Source organism: Burkholderia sp. Bp8963 (assembly GCF_003854275.1).
Taxonomy (GTDB): Bacteria; Pseudomonadota; Gammaproteobacteria; order Burkholderiales; family Burkholderiaceae; genus Burkholderia.
In genome coordinates this window covers 39,697-58,690 of sequence record NZ_QTQP01000021.1, presented here as the reverse complement: position 1 = coordinate 58,690, position 18,994 = coordinate 39,697, and the positions used below count along the sequence as shown (strand labels likewise).

At 63.3% G+C, this 18,994-nt stretch carries 14 protein-coding genes; 2 read left to right on the top strand and 12 right to left on the bottom strand.

The features are described 5' to 3' along the window. Nucleotides 1-114: 114 nt before the first annotated feature. The 3 genes from DID96_RS19085 to DID96_RS19075 form a co-directional block, all read right to left on the bottom strand. The gene (locus tag DID96_RS19085) at nt 115-1,089 is read right to left on the bottom strand and encodes a nitronate monooxygenase family protein (protein WP_124600833.1); all 975 of its coding nucleotides are present in this window, start codon (nt 1,087-1,089) and stop codon (nt 115-117) included. A gap of 112 nt (nt 1,090-1,201) precedes the next feature. After that, complete coding sequence (locus DID96_RS19080) at nt 1,202-1,990, bottom strand: enoyl-CoA hydratase/isomerase family protein (RefSeq protein ID WP_124600832.1); 789 nt, start codon at nt 1,988-1,990, stop codon at nt 1,202-1,204. Between the two features lie 11 nt (nt 1,991-2,001). Then, on the bottom strand, nt 2,002-2,769 hold the full coding sequence (locus DID96_RS19075) for a 3-hydroxyacyl-CoA dehydrogenase (RefSeq protein ID WP_124600890.1): 768 nt from the start codon (nt 2,767-2,769) through the stop codon (nt 2,002-2,004). Between the two features lie 175 nt (nt 2,770-2,944). Here DID96_RS19075 and DID96_RS19070 point away from each other — a divergent pair, with 175 nt between their 5' ends. Next, nucleotides 2,945-4,516, top strand: coding sequence for an AMP-binding protein (locus DID96_RS19070; RefSeq protein WP_124600831.1), 1,572 nt, complete (start codon nt 2,945-2,947; stop codon nt 4,514-4,516). A 75-nt stretch (nt 4,517-4,591) separates the two neighbouring features. On the opposite strand, the gene DID96_RS19065 is transcribed toward DID96_RS19070, so the two are convergent. The 9 genes from DID96_RS19065 to DID96_RS19025 form a co-directional block, all read right to left on the bottom strand. Beyond that, complete coding sequence (locus tag DID96_RS19065; protein ID WP_124600830.1) at nt 4,592-6,070, bottom strand: aldehyde dehydrogenase; 1,479 nt, start codon at nt 6,068-6,070, stop codon at nt 4,592-4,594. 46 nt (nt 6,071-6,116) lie between these two features. Next, nucleotides 6,117-6,785: an OmpW family protein gene (locus DID96_RS19060; RefSeq protein WP_124600829.1), complete on the bottom strand. Its 669-nt coding sequence runs from the start codon at nt 6,783-6,785 to the stop codon at nt 6,117-6,119. 169 nt (nt 6,786-6,954) lie between these two features. Next, nucleotides 6,955-7,245 carry a hypothetical protein gene (locus DID96_RS19055; protein WP_124600828.1) on the bottom strand — a complete coding sequence of 97 codons (291 nt, stop codon included), beginning with the start codon at nt 7,243-7,245 and terminating at the stop codon, nt 6,955-6,957. A 200-nt stretch (nt 7,246-7,445) separates the two neighbouring features. After that, on the bottom strand, nt 7,446-8,255 hold the full coding sequence (locus DID96_RS19050) for an SDR family NAD(P)-dependent oxidoreductase (RefSeq protein ID WP_124600827.1): 810 nt from the start codon (nt 8,253-8,255) through the stop codon (nt 7,446-7,448). Nucleotides 8,256-8,358: 103 nt separating this feature from the next. Then, a complete protein-coding gene (locus tag DID96_RS19045) occupies nt 8,359-10,512 on the bottom strand; it encodes a 3-hydroxyacyl-CoA dehydrogenase NAD-binding domain-containing protein (protein WP_124600889.1) in 2,154 nt (717 codons plus the stop codon). A gap of 34 nt (nt 10,513-10,546) precedes the next feature. After that, nucleotides 10,547-11,755, bottom strand: a complete 1,209-nt coding sequence (locus DID96_RS19040) for an acetyl-CoA C-acetyltransferase (protein ID WP_124600826.1) — start codon at nt 11,753-11,755, stop codon at nt 10,547-10,549. A gap of 81 nt (nt 11,756-11,836) precedes the next feature. After that, nucleotides 11,837-12,928, bottom strand: a complete 1,092-nt coding sequence (locus DID96_RS19035; RefSeq protein WP_124600825.1) for a 2Fe-2S iron-sulfur cluster binding domain-containing protein — start codon at nt 12,926-12,928, stop codon at nt 11,837-11,839. Nucleotides 12,929-12,959: 31 nt separating this feature from the next. After that, complete coding sequence (locus DID96_RS19030; protein WP_185732298.1) at nt 12,960-14,087, bottom strand: fatty acid desaturase; 1,128 nt, start codon at nt 14,085-14,087, stop codon at nt 12,960-12,962. Between the two features lie 130 nt (nt 14,088-14,217). Beyond that, on the bottom strand, nt 14,218-17,055 hold the full coding sequence (locus DID96_RS19025; protein WP_124600823.1) for a LuxR C-terminal-related transcriptional regulator: 2,838 nt from the start codon (nt 17,053-17,055) through the stop codon (nt 14,218-14,220). 400 nt (nt 17,056-17,455) lie between these two features. Here DID96_RS19025 and DID96_RS19020 point away from each other — a divergent pair, with 400 nt between their 5' ends. Further along, a complete protein-coding gene (locus DID96_RS19020) occupies nt 17,456-18,970 on the top strand; it encodes an MDR family MFS transporter (protein ID WP_124600822.1) in 1,515 nt (504 codons plus the stop codon). Nucleotides 18,971-18,994: the final 24 nt, after the last annotated feature.

The window sequence follows — 18,994 nt, the reverse complement described above, 5'->3', positions numbered from 1 at the left end:
GGGATTACGGTTTGCCTGCAGAAAACTTGAGACCGGCTCCGCTTTTCCCGTGATGCAGGTCAAATTCCGGCCCGTTCGGCGGCCGGTTCCAATGCCCTGTTACGGTGCAAAAATCTAGACTTCGCAAAAATTGCGACCGCGCGCCAACTCCCGACGGCACTCGGCCACGATACGTTCGAGCAGTTCCGCGCAGGTGGGAATGTCGCGGATCAGGCCGACGACCTGGCTGGCCCAGACGAGCCCGCCGTCCACGTCACCGCGCTCGAGCGCGGCACGACCTCGCGCGCCTGCCACCAATGGCTGAATATCCTTGAACTCGCAGCCGCCGGGGCGCCGTTCCATCGCGACAACCTCGTTCGAAATCGCGTTCCTCAATACCCGGCCGGAGTTATGAAGCGTCCGGAAAATGAGCTGCGTGTCGCGTTCGTTCGCGGCAACCAGCGCTTCCTTGATTTGCCGATGAATCGGCGCCTCTTCCGTGGCACAGAAGCGCGTCCCCATGTTGACGCCCTCGGCGCCAAGCATCAGTGCCGCAGCCAGGCCACGACCATCGGCGATTCCGCCCGACGCGATCAACGGTATCTTCACTTGATCCGCTGCGGCCGCAAACAGGACGAAGCCGCCGACGTCATCCTCGCCAGGATGGCCGGCACATTCGAATCCGTCGATGGAAATCGCATCGACGCCATTGCGCTCCGCGGAGAGCGCATGCCGCACCGACGTACATTTATGAATGATCCTCACGCCAGCCGCCTTGGCTTTGTCGATAAACGTCTTCGGATTGTTGCCGGCCGTTTCCACGACTTTCACGCCGCTGTCGATCGCCGCGTCCAGATAGGCCTCGTATGGCGGCGGACTGGATGACGGGAGGATCGTCAGGTTCACCCCGAACGGCTTGTCGGTCATCTCGTGACAGCGTCGGATCTCGGCCGCGAGTGCCTCGGGTGACGGCTGGGTCAGGCTCGTCAGCACGCCAAGTCCACCGGCATTCGATACCGCCGATGCAAGTTCGGCGCGCCCGACCCATTGCATGCCGCCCTGAATGATCGGATAACGAATGCCCAACAATTCGGTAACTCTGGTCTTCATATCGGTCCTGCCTGCTCAAAAATTTCCGGGTTCATGGTTCCGGGATACCGCCGGCCGCCGCCGGCACCTGGTGCGTTGAATTGCCCCATTCCAATCGGGGCGCGCGGCGCACCTATCGTCCGGAAAAGACGGCCTTGCGCTTGCCGAAGAATGCGGCGTTCGCCTCCTGAAAGTCGTCGGTCTCGACACTTTCCCTGAAGCCATCCCGTTCGGCATCGAGCTGCGTAGCAAAATCGTGGTCGAACGAACGGCGCATCAACCGCTTGATACGGCCATATGCAAGGGTTGGCCCCGCCGCCAGCTTGCGTGCAATCGCGTACGTCTCATCGACGAGCGTCTCGTCCGGTACAACCCTGTTGATGATGCCGAGACGCAACGCCTCCGCCGAATCGAATGTTTCCGACAGCAATGCGATTTCCATTGCGCGACGCAAACCGACCATTCGAGGCAGGCTCCATGAGCCGGATACATCGCAACTTGCAGCCACGTTGGCATACGCAAGATTGAAGCGCGCCCCGTCGGCGGCGATCACGAAATCGCACGCGAGCGAAAGGCTCAAACTGCCCCCCGCAACTGCGCCATGAACACCGGCGATCACGGGCGCGTCCAGCGCGGCAAGCAATTTGATGCCCTCGTGCATGCATCTGATGAGTTCCTCCGCCGCTGCGGTACCCCCCTCTCGCAGCGCGGCCAAATCACCACCGACGCCGAATGCCTTTCCTTCGCCACGAATCACGACTGCCCTGACACCACGATCCGCCGCAAGCGCGTCACATGCTTCGAGAAACGCGGCGGCAGTCGGAACGTCCAGTGCATTCATCGCGTCTGAGCGGTTGAATACGATGCTCGCCACGGCGCCGTCACGCGTCAGCACGACTCGCCCTTTTTCATCAACGTTCATATCCCGCCTCTTCACTTCGCCGTCATCCGGATCGCACCATCGAGCCGGATGACTTCACCGTTGAGCATCGGATTCTCGATAACGGCCTGCGCGAGCTGCGCAAATTCGCACGGGCGACCGAGGCGCGATGGAAATGGCACTTGGGCGCCGAGCGACGCCTGCACAGTGGAAGGCAGGCCCATCAGCATCGGCGTTTCGAAAATGCCCGGCGCAATGGTCATCACGCGGATGCCATATACGGCGAGTTCGCGCGCAATGGGCAGCGTCATGCCGACAATGCCCGCCTTCGATGCCGAGTAAGCAGCCTGTCCGATTTGTCCATCGAATGCGGCAACCGACGCAGTACAGATTGCGATGCCGCGTTCGCCGTCGTCACCCGGCGCATTGTTCTTCATCGCAACGGCCGCGACGCGAATCAGGTTGAAGGTGCCGACCAGATTGATCTCGACGGCACGCACAAAGCTCGACAGTGCGTGCGGCCCGTTCTTCCCGAGCACTTTCTCGCCGGGCGCAATACCCGCGCAGCAGATGACGCCGTGCAGACCGCCGAACTCACCGACGGATTGCGCTACCGCGTTCTGCACCGACGTTTCGTCGGTCACGTCGGTCCGCACGAACCGGGCGCCGCTGCCCAGTTCGGCGACGAGTGCGTCGCCCGCTTCGCTGTTGAGGTCCGCGAGAACCGCGCGCCCGCCGTGAGCGACGATCATGCGCGCGGTTGCCGCGCCCAGGCCGCTGGCGCCGCCGCTGATCAAGAAGGTTTTACCGTGGATGTTCATCTGATGTCTCCTGGCCGTCAGCCTGTATTGAAGAGTCGCTTTCCAGTACGTTAGAGAATCGCGGTCAAACACCCCCCATACTTTGGTGTTGTCCGAGGGCGGAGCGGCAAGCGGATCCTTTCTACTGGCACATGTCGGATATGCGCCGACACACAACATTCCCAAGGAGACGAACATGCCCCGTACGATGATCGATCAGTTATCGGCCGCTGCGCAGCGCGCGCCGGACCAGCCTTACTGCTTCTATGAAAACCGTGTAACGACGTTCGGCGAATTGTGGACGCGGTCGCGGCGCTTCGCCGGCGCCCTGAAGGAAATGGGTATTCCGCAAGGGCAACGCGTCGCCTATCTGGGCAAGAACACGGACCGTCTGCTGGAAGTCATCTTTGGCTCTGCGATCGCCAGAAACACGTGTGTCGTGCTGAACTGGCGGCTGGCACTCCCGGAATTGCGCGACATTCTCGTCGATAGCGGCGCGACCGTCGTCTGTGCCGATTTCGAATTCGTCGAGCACGCGCGTCAGTTAGCTAACCAGATCGATGCCGTCACGCGCATCGTCTCCATCGATCTTCCTGCGCTGCCGAACGATGCGCGCGTCATCGACTACGATGCACTGGTCGACAGCGCACCCATCCTCTCTCCCGACGGCATCGATGCGAACGACGACTTTCTGCAGCTCTATACGAGCGGCACGACCGGCAAGCCCAAGGGTGTGCCGCAAACGCACGCGATGCACCTGTCGCAGCTCGAGCAATGGGAATCGCGAATCGGGCCGTTCCCGGCAGGCGACCGGTTTCTCGTCTTCATGCCGCTCTTTCACGCGGCCGGCATTACGTATCCGTTGTTCGCGATCAGTTACGGAACCCAGGTGGAAATTCACCGGGCTGCCGTACCCGAAAAGATCATTGAAGCGCTCGCCTCCGGGCGCATCTCGTCGATGGTCGCGGTGCCCACCGTGCTCTCGATGCTCGTGCCCAAGCTGACGCCAGGCGCGTTTCCGACGCTGAAGAGCGTGCATTACGGTGCGTCGGGCATCAGCCGGGAACTGCTTCAAAAGATGATGGACGTTCTCGGTTGCGACCTCGTGCAGATCTACGCCGCAACCGAAACGACGGCCGCGTTGACGATGCTCACGCCCGACGACCACCGCCGCGCCAACGGTGCGCTATGGTCGTCGGTCGGCAAGCCTGCGGACAGTGCGCAATTGAAGATTGGCGCTATCGAAGACGGCCGGACCCTACCGTCGGGGCGAGTCGGCGAAATTCTCGTCAGATCGGACTCGGTACTGCGTGGTTATTGGCGCAACGACGCCGCGACTCGCGAAGCACTGCGCGACGGCTGGTATCACACGGGCGACCTCGGCTATCTCGACGAGGACGGGTATTGCCATATCGTCGACCGCTTCAAGGACATGATCATTTCGGGCGGCGAAAATGTGTACTCGTCCGAGGTCGAGAACGTGCTTGCGCAGTTCCCGGAGTTCGCCGAATACGCGGTCGTCGGCACGCCCGATCCGCAGTGGGGTGAGCTCGTCACGGCGTGCGTGACGTATCGTCCCGGTATCGCTCCATTGACGCTGGAGGCGCTGCAGTCGCGCGCACGCAACCTGCTTGCCGGCTACAAGGTCCCGCGTCGACTCGAAGTCTTTTCCGCACTCCCGCGCAATCCTATGGGCAAGCTCCAGAAGCACGCGTTGCGCAACCTGATCCGCGAACGCATGGCGCTACCGGCGGTGCCTGGCTTGTAACGCCGCCCATCGTCTCTCCCGAAACCGGTCGGTCGCACCCATGCGACCGACCGTGCGCCGTGACAACTTGATCCGTTAAGCGATCTTTACGATGACCGACTTGGTTTCGAGGTAATGCTCGAACACCTGCTCGCCGTTTTCGCGCCCCCATCCCGACTGCTTGAAGCCTCCGAACGGGATGGCCGGATCCGGCGAGAGTTGCGTGTTGACCCACACCGTTCCCGCATCGATGCGCTGCGCGAGCCGATGTGCTGCCGACAGGTCACGCGTGTAGATGTGTGCGGCAAGGCCGTATTCGCTGTCGTTGGCGAGCGACGCAAGCTCGTCCAGGTCGTCATAAGGCGTTGCCGTCAGAACCGGACCAAAGATCTCTTCACGATAGGCCGGATTGTTCCTGTCGCTGGTTTGCAGGATCGTCGGCTCGACAAAGTAACCTTCGCGCGCGACGCGCCCGCCCCCCAGCACGACCTCGGCGCCCGCCTGAACGCCCGCCTGGATGCGGCCAAGGATGCTATCGAGCTGGCGCCGGCTCACGACCGGCCCGAGCAGTGTTTCCGGATCGCTGCCCGCTCCGATCTTGAAACTCTTCGCCACCTTCGACATGCCGTCGAGGATCTGGTCGATCGATCGACGCGGTGCAAACAAGCGCGTACCGGCGAAACAGATCTGCCCCGAGTTGAAGAACACCGCCTGCGCCGCTCCGGGCACGGCCGTCTCGAGATCCGCATCGGGCAAGATGATCGTCGGGGACTTCCCCCCCAGCTCGAGTGTCAGTCGTTTCAGATCATGCGCGGCACTGCCGATCAGGCGCTTGCCGGTAGCGGTCGAGCCGGTGAAGCTGACTTTCGCCACGCGGGGATGCTCGACAAGCGCCTGTCCGGTTCGGCCGTCACCGAGAATGACATTGAACACGCCGGGGGGGAATCCCGCTTCGTGCGCCAGCTGGGCCAGCCGCAATGCCGAATAAGGCGTGGCTTCCGCGGGTTTCAACACCACGGTGCAGCCTGCAGCAAGCGCCGGCGCAATCTTCCATACCGCGAGCACCAGCGGGTAATTCCACGGCACGATGGCGGCAACGACGCCCACCGGCTGGCGAATCGTATACGCGTGGTGCGATCCCGCGGGTTGCAACGCCGGGGCGACGGACTTGCCGCCGAGCTTCGAGGGCCAGCCGGCCATATAGCGTAGCCACATCGCGGCGAGCGGCACATCGACGGCGCTCGCGAACGCAATCGGCTTGCCGTTGTCGAGCGCCTCGATCGCCGCAAGCTCGGCGGCATTCGTTTCGATCAGCTTCGCGAGCCGGTGGATCAGCCGCTCGCGACCCAGCGGCGGCAGGTCGCGCCATGCCGGCGCAACGAATGCAGCCTGCGCAGCCTGGACGGCCTGATCCACGGCGGCTGCGGTACTGCAGGGTATGTCGCCGATCACCGCTTCGGTTGCGGGATCATAAACAGGCAATCGCTCCGCGGCAGCGTCGTCGAGCCACTCCCCGCCGATGTAGTTGCGACCGGCGGGAAGTTGTACGTATGGATTGGAACTCGGGAAACTCATGATCGGTATCTCCGTTGAGATGATGCGTTTGGGTGCAATCGCTGCGTCAGAAGCGGTAGCTGACACCCACATGCGCGATGATCGGATCGAGACGAATGTCGGCGTGAGTGGGTGCCCCGCCCAGCGCCGCAACCGAACCGCTTGCGGACGTCTTGAGGAACACCTTGCGCACGTCCGCAAACACCGACCACCGTTTGTTGATCGGCACATCGAAACCTGCCTCGAGAACCGCGCCCCACGCACTGTGCACCTTCAGGCCCGATACATCGCCGTCACTGGTTTTGATCACCCACGTATAGTTGACGCCTGCGCCGACATAAGGCCGGAACGGCCCCCAGTTACCCAGGCCGTACGTGAGCGTCAGCAGGGCTGGCGCATATGTGACCTTGCCAAGATTCCCGGTTAGCGGCGGCACGACGTTCCTCAGCGATCCTTCTGCGGACAGCCTGGTAGTCGGAGGGACGCCAAATGCGAAACGCGCCGTCCAGTCGGGCGTGATCGCGTAACCGATCTCGATCCCGAACGAGCCGTTGTTTTGCACGCCGATGTCGGCACCCGGAGCCTGCTGCCCGGCGAGCGTTGCATGCGTGTGGCTATTGAAGAAGGCACCCACCGGGCCCGCACGAACGGTCCACGGAGAAGTCTGTGCCATCGCACTCGTGCTCGACACGAGCGTGACGGCGGCAAGGAATGAAATTGGGGAAGCGATTCGCATCGGGTTGTCTCCGCTCTGAATAGTTTTAAGCGCACCACATATGGCGCAACTCAATATTCGGTACCCGATTTTTTTCTCGCACACGACCTAAGTATGGTTCGCCGGCACAACCATCCGAACGCGAACGTTACGCAACACGGACCGGTGCCGGCGCAGCGACGCCGCAATTTCAGAAATTCGACGCCGCATACAACATCGCTATCCCGGCAATGCCGATCCCGCCATGGAGCAGCACCACCCAGAATGGCGCCTTCGACCGATACAGCGTACGCAACAGCACCAATCCGCCGCTGAAGCCGGCGAGCAATAGCCCGAATGCCCACCATGCACGCGCCGTCGTTGCGGCTTCCCCGTGCAGATTCATCCCGAACAACGCGATGAGTGCGGCCAGTCCCGCGAGGCCATGCGTGTTCCGCAGCCAGAGCGGCACCCGCCGCCCGCTCAGCTTTCGCAACGCCATCAGTATCCCGCCACACCCAACTGCCCCGAACCCCGCCAGCAGCCATTGTTGAGCAACCAATTTTGTTCTCCTACGTTATGCCGACGCATGCGCTCGATCTCTCGACACATGCGTCACTGGATCGAAATCCCGTCAGCGACTCCGTTGCGCGCCCCGGCCAGCGACCGACGCGTCAATCGATTCATGCCGGTCGTTCATCGTCACACCGCCGTATAACCGCCGTCGACCGTGATTTCAGCGCCGGTGATCTGCTTCGACCAATCCGAGCACAAGAACAGAATCGCGTTTGCAACATCTTCCGGTTCGGTCAGGCGGCCATTCGGAATGAGACCGAGCACGAATGCCGTGGCCTGCTGAGGTGACGTAGCGAGCCCCTCGCTCAACAGCTCCTGAAGTCCGTTCGCAAGAAGCGGCGTGTTGCCGGGCCCTGGATGCACCGAGTTCACACGTACGCCGCAACCTGCCCTCGCGAACTCGGCGGCCATCGACTTCGTCAGCACCGTGAGCCCGCCTTTCGTTGCCGAGTACGCGGCCTGGGCAACTGCAGCAACCTGGCCGAACACCGACGACACGTTGACGATCGACGCACCGCCATGTACCTTCGCCGTGTGTTCGAGCAGCGGATATGCGGTCTGGCTGCCGATCCAGACGCTTTCGACGTTGATCGCCTGCAGTTGCCGCAACTCCGCGACGCTCGTACGCAGGAACGGTTTCGTCAGCATCTTGCCCGCGTTGTTGACCAGACCGTCGAGCCGACCGCCCGCCTGCTCGGCAACGGCATCGATGACGCGCCGCCAATCCGCCTCCGACGTCACGTCATGCGCGTGGCTCCAGGCCTTGGCGCCGAGGGCCGCACATTGGCTCGCGGTTTCCGCTGCGCCGTCACGATCGACGTCGGTGGCCACCACCCATGCACCGGCCTTCGCGAGTTCCTCGCAGGTGCGGCGCCCGAATCCGCCAGCAGCGCCCGTCACCAAGACGACCTTGTCCTTCAGAATCAGATTGCTCATGTCTCACCTTTTGTTCTGAGCCGCAGCCGACAAGCGGCCACGGCATTCGTTCGCTGCAATACCGCAGCTCGTCAATCACTCATGTATTCCGCCGGTGCCGCTGTCACTTCGAATGATGAAAGCGGAAACTCCAGCGTGCTCCGTCGACAAGGGCTGCGGGCGCCATGAAGCGAGGGCCGAGTTCATCGACGAGTTCACCGCAACGCTTGACGAAGCGCTCGACGCCAATGTCATCGATTGCCGACGCAGGACCGCCCAGATAGCTCGGAAACGCCCAGCCGAGAATCGCGCCAAGGTCCATTTCAGCGGCATCGGTGACGACGTCGTCAGCCCAGCAGCGCGCGGCTTCCAGCAACTGCGCATACAGCAGACGCTCCTTGAGCGCGTCTTGATCGGGCTGACTCGTCTGCGGCAACACATCGGCATGCGACCGGAGCAGCGTCAGATCGAGGTGCTTCGGCCCCGCCTCCGGATAGGCGTAGAACCCTGCGCCACGCTTGCGACCGTAACGCCTCGCGTCGACGAGCGCATCGATCAGGCCGTTGACGCGCACATGACGATCGTCCGCCCACACACCCTCTTCCTTGCTGCGGAAGAAATGCGCGATGTGATGGAGCACATCGAGGCCGACTTCGTCGGCAAGCGCGAGCGGCCCCACGGGCATGCCAAGCGCCACGCCGGCATTTTCGATGCGCACCGGATCGACACCGTCGACAAGCAATCGAATGCCCTCACGGATATACGCGTCGACGCAGCGCGTGGTGTAAAACCCGTAACCATCGCGCACCACAATCGGCGTCTTGCGAATCTGGCGGACGTAGTCGAGCGCACGCGCCAGTGTCTCGCGCGACGTCTTTGTGCCAACGATGACCTCGACCAGCGCCATACGCGGAACCGGGGAAAAGAAATGCAGCCCGATGAAGTTCTCCGGTCGTTTGCTTCCGTCAGCGAGATCGTCGATCGGCAATGCCGACGTGTTGGTCGCGAAAATCGCCTGGTCGCCAAGCACCGCCTCGGCCCGGGCGGTGACTTGCTGCTTGATTTCGACGTCCTCAACGACAGCCTCGATCACCAGGTCGCAGCCGTCGAACGCAGCGTAGTCGGCCGTGGCCGCAATGCGCGAGAGCACCGTATCGCGCGCGTCGGCCGACAGCTTTCCTCGTTCGACCTCGGCCTGCAGCGACGCAGCGATCCCGGCGAGACCTGCATCGGCAATCTCCGTGGTTCGGTCAAGCAGCACCACATCGATACCGGCCTGCGCCGATACCTGTGCGATTCCCGCGCCCATGAAACCCGAACCGAGAATGCCAAGCTTGCGCACACGTGATGCGGGAACGTCGGCCGGACGGCGCGCCAGCTTGTCGGCCGCCTGCCTGGCAAAGAACACCGTACGGATCAGATTTTGCGCGGGACGCCCCTGAACCAGCGTCACGAACAATTTCTGCTCGAGCTTGAGGCCCTTGTCGATCGGCAACTTCACACCCTCGTACACCGCGCTCAGGATCGCGTGGGGCGCCGGATAATTCCCGCGTGAGCGCGCCTTGGCGGTTGCGTTTGCGGTTGCCCACGCAGCCGAGTTGGCCGGCGTGTACGAATCGCCGCCCGGGATACGGTAGCCCTTGCGATCCCACGGAGCGACCGGGTCGACCTTGCCGTCGCGCAGCGCCTGGCGCGCCGCGTCCAGCAGCCTGTCTGCCGGCACGACTTCGTCGACGAGTCCGGTTTGCAGCGCAGCGGCCGCGCTCAGATCGCGGCCGTCGACGAGAAGCGGGAGGCTTTTCACGATGCCGACGAGACGCGGCAGCCGTTGCGTTCCGCCCGCACCGGGCAGCAAGCCGAGCGTGACCTCAGGCAGGCCGAATTTCGCAGACGGTGTATCCGCAACCACGCGATAATGCGTGGCCAGCAACAGTTCGAGTCCACCGCCGAGCGCCATCCCGGGCGCCGCGCCGACAACCGGCTTGCCAGCCGTCTCGATATGCCGGAACAGATCGCCGTACAGCGCGATTCGCCGCATCGCGTCGCCGGTATCGACGCCCGGTTCGACGAACCCGGCCATTTGCGCGAGATCGGCGCCCGCGAGAAAGCTCGCCTTGCCGCTCGTGATGACAATGCCGTCGACCCCTTCATCGGCGATTGCCGCATCGAACGCGGTTCGCAATTCGGCAGCCAACGCCTGCGTCAGGACGTTCATCGACCGTTCGGGCATGTCGATGGTAAGAACGGCGATGCGCTCGCCAATAGTCGTAGTGATCATGATTTCTGCACTTGAGAAAAGTCGGTCACGCGCGTCAGACGCGCTCGATGATCGTCGCCACACCCATACCGGCACCGATGCACAGCGTCGCAAGCGCGGTCGAGCCGCCTGTGCGTTCCAGCTCGTCCAGTGCCGTGCCCAGGATGATTGCCCCCGTTGCGCCAAGCGGGTGCCCCATCGCAATGGCGCCGCCGTTGACGTTGACGCGCGCTTCGTCAATGCCGAGCGCATCGATGAAACGAATCGGCACCGCTGCGAACGCTTCGTTGATTTCGTAAAGGTCGATATCCTTCGCATTCATGCCGGCGCGCTTGAGCGCCTTCTGCGCCGCGAACGACGGTGCGGTCAGCATGATGGTCGGCTCCGAGCCGATTTCCGCGAACGCGCGAATTCGCGCGCGCGGCTTCAGGCCTGCGGCTTCACCTGCTTCGCGGCTGCCGAGCAGCATCGCGCAGGCGCCGTCGACGATCGCGGACGAATTGCCCGCGTGGTGGCGATGCTCGATGCGCTCGACTTCGGGATAGCGGGCGATGGCAAGCGCATCGAAGCCCGCCTTCACGCCGAGATCGGCAAACGCTGGCTTCAGCGCCGCGAGTGCCTCGACGGAACTTGACGCACGCACCATTTCGTCGCGTTCGAGCATCACGTCGCCCAGCACGTCGCGCACCGGCGCGATCGATCGCGAAAAGCGCCCTTCGGCCCATGCGCGCGCCGCCCGCTGGTGGCTACGCACGGCGAACTGATCGAGTTGCTCGCGGCTGTAGCCCCATTTGCTCGCCATCAGGTCCGCGCTGATTCCTTGGGGGATGTAGTGCGTCGTGAAAGCGATATGCGGATCGACGCTCCATGCACCGCCATCCGACAGGATCGGGACGCGCGACATCGCCTCGCAACCGCCCGCGATGACGAAATCCGCGGCGCCCGCGGCAATCTTGCCGGTGGCCATGTTGACGCTTTCGAGGCCCGATCCGCAAAAGCGATTGACCTGCACGCCGGCGACCTCCTCTGCGTAGCCGGCCGCAAGCGCGGCGACGCGGGGCAGGCACTGGCCCTGCTCGCCCACCGGGCTGACGATACCGAAAATGATGTCGTCGACCAGGCGGGTATCGAGTGTGTTGCGATCACGCAGGCTGCCAAGGACGGTGCCGGCAAGATGAACCGCGGTCGCCTCGTGCAGCGAACCATCCGGCTTGCCGCGCCCACGCGGCGTACGGACATGATCGTAGATATAAACAGTGGACATTTGAGTTCCTGTGAACGCGTGCGGCCCGCATTGCGGTTGCCGCGATGGATGATGGGAATGGCTCGCCCCGACGAAGCGGAATCAGATTCCCGACGGTTCGAATTTGTCGGCGTGAATGCGATCGGCGTCCACGCTCAGCGTGCGCAGGCGCTTCTCGACCGCGTCGACCATCGGCAGCGCGCCGCACACGAATGCAGACAGCGAGCCGTAGTCGACGCCCAGATGCTCGTCGAGCACGGCCGTCACCAGCCCTCGTCGACCTTGCCATGCACTGCCCGCCGGCTCATGCGACAGGACCGGAACGATCCGCACGCGCCCGGCACGGCCAATTTGTGCGAGTCGTTCGAGCCGGTCCAGTGCGAACAGGTCGGCGGCGGTACGGACACCGAAGACGATCGTGACGCGATGGTCCGGATACCGATTGAGGCGATCCTCGGTAATCGAGAGGATCGGCGCGATACCCGTGCCACCGGCAATACACAGCGAGTCGCGCGGCGTGTCATCGATTCCCATCTGCCCGAACGGCCCTTCGAGCCAGATTCGAACGCCGCGACGGTCCTTCGCGGCAAGCCATTCGGAGAAACGCCCGCCCGGCAGCCGCTTGATCAGAAAGCCGACGTCGTCGCTGCCCGCTTCGCTCGCCGGTGCGTCGTAGAACGAGAACGAGCGACGCACGAACGAACCCGACACGGCGAGCGCCGCATACTGGCCTGCCTCGAATTTCACGGGCTGCTCCAGCTTGATTCGCAGATCGACGACTTCGCCGGGCAGCCTGTTCCAGCCGCTTATCGTGCCGGGAATCGACTTCGGCAGCACGACTTCGTGATCGAGGAGATCGACGTCGATCGTCAGATCGGTGCGGACCTTGGCCTGGCACGCGAGGATGTAGCCGTCGTTCAGTTCCTCGTTGGTGAGCGGGGAAAGCGCGAAGTCGACGAGCGGGCTGATCCTGCCCGAGACGAGCCGCGTTTTACAGCGACCGCACGTGCCCACCCGGCAGTTGTGCGGGTAGTTGATTCCCTGCTCGAGGGCTGACATGAGCAGCAGGTCATTGCGGCCGACCTCGAACCCTTCGGCGCCATTGCTCAACGTAATGCGGCAACGCCGCGCCTGCGATTCACCAGATGACGACAGCTTCGGGTCGGGCTCGACCACGACGGGTTCGTTGGACATGGTATTTCTCGGTGGTTTCGATCGACTGCGTTCAGATCACGGCCGCGTAACGGGCTCGGGCTCGCGCAACTTCGGGATGCTCATTGAGTTCCTCCCAGCCGGCGCGAATGTTCTCGGCCTCGGCGATCTCTCGTTCCTGGGGGCTCGCATAATGCCGATCCCAGTCGCGCAGCAACGGCTTGACCATCGTGAACCAGAGCGGCGGAACGAACGCGAGCAACAGGCAGATCAGGAACTGCGGCTGCTTGGGACCGTCACGGTCCGGCACCAGCTCGTAGAACGGACGATATCCATCTTCGTGATGCCCCCGGTGATTGGTAATTTCCAGTGCGAAGATTCGAATGAAAGGCGTGAGGTGATTCCAGGTCTGGTGCGCTTCAAAACGGCCGGGCTTGCCGGTGACGAGGCCATAGTGCTGGGTATAGTTGAAGATCTCGAGGAACATGCGCGGCCCGAGCAGGCACACCGCGACAACTGAAGCCGCGCCCGACCAGCCCCCGATTGCGTACAGCACGGACACGAAACCGACCAGCAGCGTCACGCGATACACCCACGCGTTGCGCGGATCCCACCACAGGCGGTCGCGCTTGGTCCACATGAGTTTTTCGAGGTGGTACGACTCGACGATCTGCCCGTAGAACGTCCGAACGAGGTGGGCGTAAAGCGTATCGCCGCGACGCGCATAGTCCGGATCGGCCGGCGTCACGGTGCGCACATGATGCGTGACCACGTGCGTGATCTCCCGCCACGGATCGAAGATCAGCACCATGCCGAGCCGTCCCCACCAGCGCATCAGCGTGTTTTCGCGGTGGAACATTTCGTGCAGCGACGGCGCGACCACGACGAACTGGATGAACATCATCGTCACGAATGCGCCGATCTTCCCGGACGCGCCGATGAAGTGGCCGGTACCGACAAGCCTCGCGTAAAAAAACACCAGACCGAATCCGATCCCCAGCTGGACTGCGATGATCGTGTCGTAGAGCCACGGAAAGCGTGTATCGCGAACGGAATAGTCCGGGTCGAGAAACCCGTCCAGAAACAGGAACGCGAACAGCACTCCCGCACCCAGCCACGTGTAATTGCCGCCGAGCCAAAGCCCGTACGCCGTGACGGCCAGCAATGCAGAATTCAGTGTGTACTTCAGGTAATCCAGCATGACGTCCTCCATGTTTGTCCAAACGAGCGTCTGTGCGCTATGTCATCCAGTTTGGTCAAACGAGAGGGAGAGCAACCCAACCGTTAGTCGGGGAGCCGGCATGCTGCACTGCAAATGCAGCGCCGCTCCGTCACCTCGTGAGCAGGTTCAGCGATCGTGCCCGCGCCAGCGCGGACGCCCGATTCTTGACGCCGAGCTTTGTATAGAGGTTGTACAGGTGCCACTTGACGGTCGCCACCGATAGCGAAAGGCGATCGGCAATTTCCTGGTTGGACAGCCCCGCGTCGATCAAGCCGAGCAGTTCGAGTTCGCGCGTGGTCGGCGTTTCCCCAACCATCCCGTTGCTGTCGAGCGCCTGAATCTGTTCGAGAACCGGATTGCCCGTCACCTTCAGACCGGCGCAGAGGTCGGCGAAGAAACGGCGCTCCTCCTCGGTGACGAATGGCCAGTCCTTGGGCCGCGTCTCGTTGACGAGCCCCGCGATCAGATCCATGCGGTCGCGAAAGGGTCTGAGATATCGGCGCCGTGCCGCCAGCGATATCGCGCGCGTCAGGTGCCGTGCAGCCGACACCGCGTCGTGCATGCAGTGGCTCAACAGCGCCTGATTCAGCGCGAGCTCCACCAGTCGGCCGCTACGCCCTGCCGTCCGGGCCCGGATGGCCTCTTCGCCGATGAGCGCACCGGCCTGCTTGAACTTCCCGGATGCGATCAGCAGATCCGCAATGGTCGCGTCGATCAGGTCGCGCAAGGTTGCGTCCTGGACCGCAGGTTCGACCGATACCAATATGGTGTCGCCCGGCTGCCCTACGCCTAGCGTCGCAGCTTCGTGCAGCGCCTCGTCGACTCTGCCGAGCTGCAGCAGGCGACGCGTGATGAAACACGACAGCATCATGCTCAACCGCGCAGGATAGACAGACGCGATTTTCCTGAGTGCCGGCAGAGCGATGCTGTCACTATCGTGGCCGCTCCACATCTTCACGGCGGCATCGAGGCCGTGGGCCGTCGTTTCGACGATGCCATGGGACATCGCCTTGCGAAGCCCACGGTCAAGCAATTGCCCGGCCTCTTCGCGCAGATCCATCTCGATCGCGCATTTGGCAGCGAGCAACGCGATGGTGCTGCATATGCCCGCGTTGTTGCCAAGTTCCCTGCCGGCCTGCTGCAATGCTTCCGTCAATTCCGGATAGGCCGCGGCATAGTCCCCTTCGCGCATCGGAATCAGCGCATTGACGGCGACGACCCAAGCTTGTCCATACGCGCTATTCGATTGGGCAATGCTCGCGAACGCGATGCGAGTCAGAAATCGGGCGTCTGCAAGACGGCATTCGTTGACATCGTGGATGGCGCCCGCACACGCCACCGTCGCAACGTCGAAAGGTGCGTCCAGCACGGTCGCCCCGTTGCGCTCGGCGACGGCCAGCCAACGCCGCGCATGCTCCGTTACCGTCGCCAGATGGTCCGTATAGACGTCGATGGCGAGATGAATGACGTCGATTCGCCTCGCAATGCGCGCGAGATCGGCGCGATTCGCGGTGCCGTCTTCTTCAGCCTGCTGCACCCGCTTCATCAGCCTGGCAATTTCCTGCCTTGCGAGCTCGTAGCGCCGACCGAACACGAGCGCCCAAACGTACCAGCAATCGGTCTCCCAACCGCCGTGTTCACCGAGCGCATGCAATTGCTCTACCCACGCCAGATAACGATGCAGGTAACCGAGATCCCTGACGAACAGGGGCGCGCTGTACTCGAGAATTTCAACGGCCATCGGCGCCTGGCTGGCAGCCAGCGCGTAGTCGATCGCCTCGGCGCAATGCTTCTGCCGCTCACAGCACTTTGCCGCTCTCGCGAGGATGGTCCGGCGTTCATCCACGCTCATGATTTGCGCGGCCTGGTTCATCAGGTACTCGCGAAACAGATTGTGAAGCCGGAATCGTTGCCGGCCTTCGACCGGGATCAGAAACACATTGTGCTTCCACAGATACAGAAGATGATTCGCGGCGTCGGCGTCGCCGGTCGCCTCCTCCGCAAGCGACGCGTCGAAATCCCGAAGCAACGACAGCTTCAGCAGGAACGCTCGCAGCCCTGGATCGAAGCCCCTCAGCACCTGCGAGTTGAGCAAGGTGGCGAGATCCTGATCCGCGCCGGAAAAGCCGGCCAGGGTCGTTTCGGGATCCGGCGACGATTCCAGCAGAATCTGCATGAGCCGCACGGCCGCGGGCCAGCCTTCGGTGTGCCTGACGACGTTATCGATGGCCTTTCCGGACAGCTTCGCGCACAGCGCGTCGCCGAACATTTCGCGCACCCCGATTGCGTCGAGCCCCAGGTCGGCCGTGCCGAATTCCACCACCAGACCTTCCAGCTTGCAGCGGACCATCTCCACCGGCAGTGCCTCGCTACTCGACAATACGAGGCGAAACCACGATGGCGTGCGAAAAATCAGGCCGGCCAACAGGTCGGTGAGCGCAGGATCCTCGCAATAGTTCACGTTATCGATAAACAACGTGACAGGCACGGGCAGGTGATGCATGCGGCGGACGATCTGATCGATCCGGTCGTCCGGCGGCACATTGCCTTCATGCATCATCTGCAGCGCGTCGAACACGCTGTGCTCGCTGCGCGATGCGTCGAGTCGCGCTTCCAGATATCGCAGCAGGCGGTCGATCGTCGTATCACGATCGTCGTGCGAAAACCACCAGCACGCCTTCTGCGAGCGCATGCCTTCGTAGTAGTGCATGCTGAGCAACACCGTCTTGCCATAGCCGATCGGCGCGACAACCGAGATGAGTTTCGGCGACTTGTCCCGCTGCTCATGCAGCGCTCGCAAAGCGCCCGTGCGTGCGATCGGAAACAGGAAAACCGGTGGCTGGCCGCTCGCGGCATCCGGATCGTCCAGCCGGGCCTTGTCGTCGGGCGAGCATGGCGTCACGTCCGGCCTGGTCCGGCCAGCGATTTCGGTCTCACTATTTGTCAATGGTGCTCCAGTGCTCGCAGGCCGCTCGACGAGCCCCCCAGCGGCCCAATTCGAGCCGGATCGCAGTCTCCCCACCACTTGTTCTCCTCCGCACCGATGTTCGCGCCCAGCCGACGCGCAGTCTCCAGCGCATTCTTCTTTCTTCTCGCCACTGTCATGGTGTCACACAACGACCGCATGAAACCCATACTTTCGTATTGGAACAGCCTGTCGACCGACTCGCGTCCGCCACGTGTCGTGCAGCACCGAGACGGAACGATCGAAAGGATTTCAGATTGGTCCGGCGGGCGGTCACTACGCGCTGTTACGGTTGCAACAATTTGAGGCTCGGCAGAAATTGACCAGGCAACTTTGTCGTTCTATATTTCCGGACAATTCCCTGCCACGGCAGATATCCACCATGTCAACCGAAACCCTTCCGCATCCGCCGGCCGCCGACACCGCGCGCCGTGACGCCCCCGTCGGACTGATCATCGCGGCGCTGTTGCTCGTGATGCTGCTGTCCGCGCTCGACCAGACAATCGTGTCCACCGCGCTGCCGACGATCGTCGGCGAGCTCGGCGGGCTCGACCAGCTGTCGTGGGTCGTGACCGCGTACCTGCTGTCGTCCACCGTCGTGCTGCCGCTGTACGGCAAGCTCGGCGACCTGTACGGCCGCAAGATCGTGCTGCAGGCGGCGATCGTGCTGTTCCTCGCCGGCTCGGTGCTCTGTGGCGTCGCGCAGGACATGACGCAACTGATCCTGCTGCGCGCACTGCAGGGGCTCGGCGGCGGCGGCCTGATGGTCGTCACGATGGCCGCGATCGGCGACCTGATCCCGCCCGACGAGCGCGGCCGCTACCAGGGGATGTTCGGCGGCGTGTACGGCCTCGCGACGATCATCGGGCCGCTGCTCGGCGGCTTCCTGGTCGAGCACCTGTCGTGGCGCTGGATCTTCTACATCAACCTGCCGCTCGGCTGCGTCGCGCTCGCGGTGATCGGCATCGCATTCAAGCCGCACACCGCGCACGTGAAACACCGGATCGACTACATGGGCGCCGCGTTCCTCGCGACCGCCCTCACCTGCATCATCCTGTTCACGAGCGAAGGCGGCTCGCTGCTGCCGTGGTCGTCGCCGCAACTGTGGATGACGCTCGCGCTCGGGCTCGTCGCAATCGGCGGGTTCGTCTACGAGGAGCGGCTCGCCGCGGAGCCGATCATGCCGCTCGCGCTGTTCCGCCACCGCACGTTCGTGCTGTGCAGCCTGATCGGCTTCGTCGTCGGCATCGCGCTGTTCGGCTCGGTCACGTTCATTCCGCTGTACCTGCAGGTCGTGAAGGGCTCGACGCCGTCGCAGGCCGGGATGCAGCTGCTGCCGATGATGGGCGGGATGCTCGCGATGTCGGTGGCAAGCGGCCGCCTGATCTCGCGGTTCGGCAAGTACCGCGTGTTCCCGATCGCGGGCACGCTGGTCGGCGGCATCGCGATGGCGCTGCTGTCGACACTGTCGCTCGACACGCCGCTGCACACGATGTACGGCTATATGGCGCTGCTCGGCATCGGGCTCGGCATGGTGATGCCGGTGCTCGTGCTCGCGGTGCAGAACACGGTCGAGTTCCGCCATATGGGCGTCGCGACGTCGGGCACGACGCTGTTCCGCTCGATCGGCGGCTCGATCGGCGTCGCCGCATTCGGCGCGCTATTCTCGAACGGGCTGCAATCGCGGCTCGCGAGCACGCTGCCGGCCGGCGCCGAACTGCCGCCGTCGCTCGGCCCGGCCACCGTGCACCAGTTGCCGGACGCGGTGCGCGACGCGTACCTGCACGCGTTCTCGGGGTCGCTGCACGTCGTGTATCTCGCGGCGACATCGGTAATCGCGATCGCGTTCGTGCTTGCGTGGTTCGTCGAGGACGCGCCGCTGCGCAAGCGCGGGTGAACGTGCTGGCGGGCGGTAGTGCAT

Excerpts from the sequence above, each read along its gene's own strand:
- DID96_RS19085 (WP_124600833.1), bottom strand. The coding sequence starts at position 1,089 with ATGAAGACCAGAGTTACCGAATTGTTGGGCATTCGTTATCCGATCATT.
- DID96_RS19080 (WP_124600832.1), bottom strand. The coding sequence starts at position 1,990 with ATGAACGTTGATGAAAAAGGGCGAGTCGTGCTGACGCGTGACGGCGCC.
- DID96_RS19075 (WP_124600890.1), bottom strand. The coding sequence starts at position 2,769 with ATGAACATCCACGGTAAAACCTTCTTGATCAGCGGCGGCGCCAGCGGC.
- DID96_RS19070 (WP_124600831.1), top strand. The coding sequence starts at position 2,945 with ATGCCCCGTACGATGATCGATCAGTTATCGGCCGCTGCGCAGCGCGCG.
- DID96_RS19065 (WP_124600830.1), bottom strand. The coding sequence starts at position 6,070 with ATGAGTTTCCCGAGTTCCAATCCATACGTACAACTTCCCGCCGGTCGC.
- DID96_RS19060 (WP_124600829.1), bottom strand. The coding sequence starts at position 6,785 with ATGCGAATCGCTTCCCCAATTTCATTCCTTGCCGCCGTCACGCTCGTG.
- DID96_RS19055 (WP_124600828.1), bottom strand. The coding sequence starts at position 7,245 with ATGGCGTTGCGAAAGCTGAGCGGGCGGCGGGTGCCGCTCTGGCTGCGG.
- DID96_RS19050 (WP_124600827.1), bottom strand. The coding sequence starts at position 8,255 with ATGAGCAATCTGATTCTGAAGGACAAGGTCGTCTTGGTGACGGGCGCT.
- DID96_RS19045 (WP_124600889.1), bottom strand. The coding sequence starts at position 10,512 with ATGATCACTACGACTATTGGCGAGCGCATCGCCGTTCTTACCATCGAC.
- DID96_RS19040 (WP_124600826.1), bottom strand. The coding sequence starts at position 11,755 with ATGTCCACTGTTTATATCTACGATCATGTCCGTACGCCGCGTGGGCGC.
- DID96_RS19035 (WP_124600825.1), bottom strand. The coding sequence starts at position 12,928 with ATGTCCAACGAACCCGTCGTGGTCGAGCCCGACCCGAAGCTGTCGTCA.
- DID96_RS19030 (WP_185732298.1), bottom strand. The coding sequence starts at position 14,087 with ATGCTGGATTACCTGAAGTACACACTGAATTCTGCATTGCTGGCCGTC.
- DID96_RS19020 (WP_124600822.1), top strand. The coding sequence starts at position 17,456 with ATGTCAACCGAAACCCTTCCGCATCCGCCGGCCGCCGACACCGCGCGC.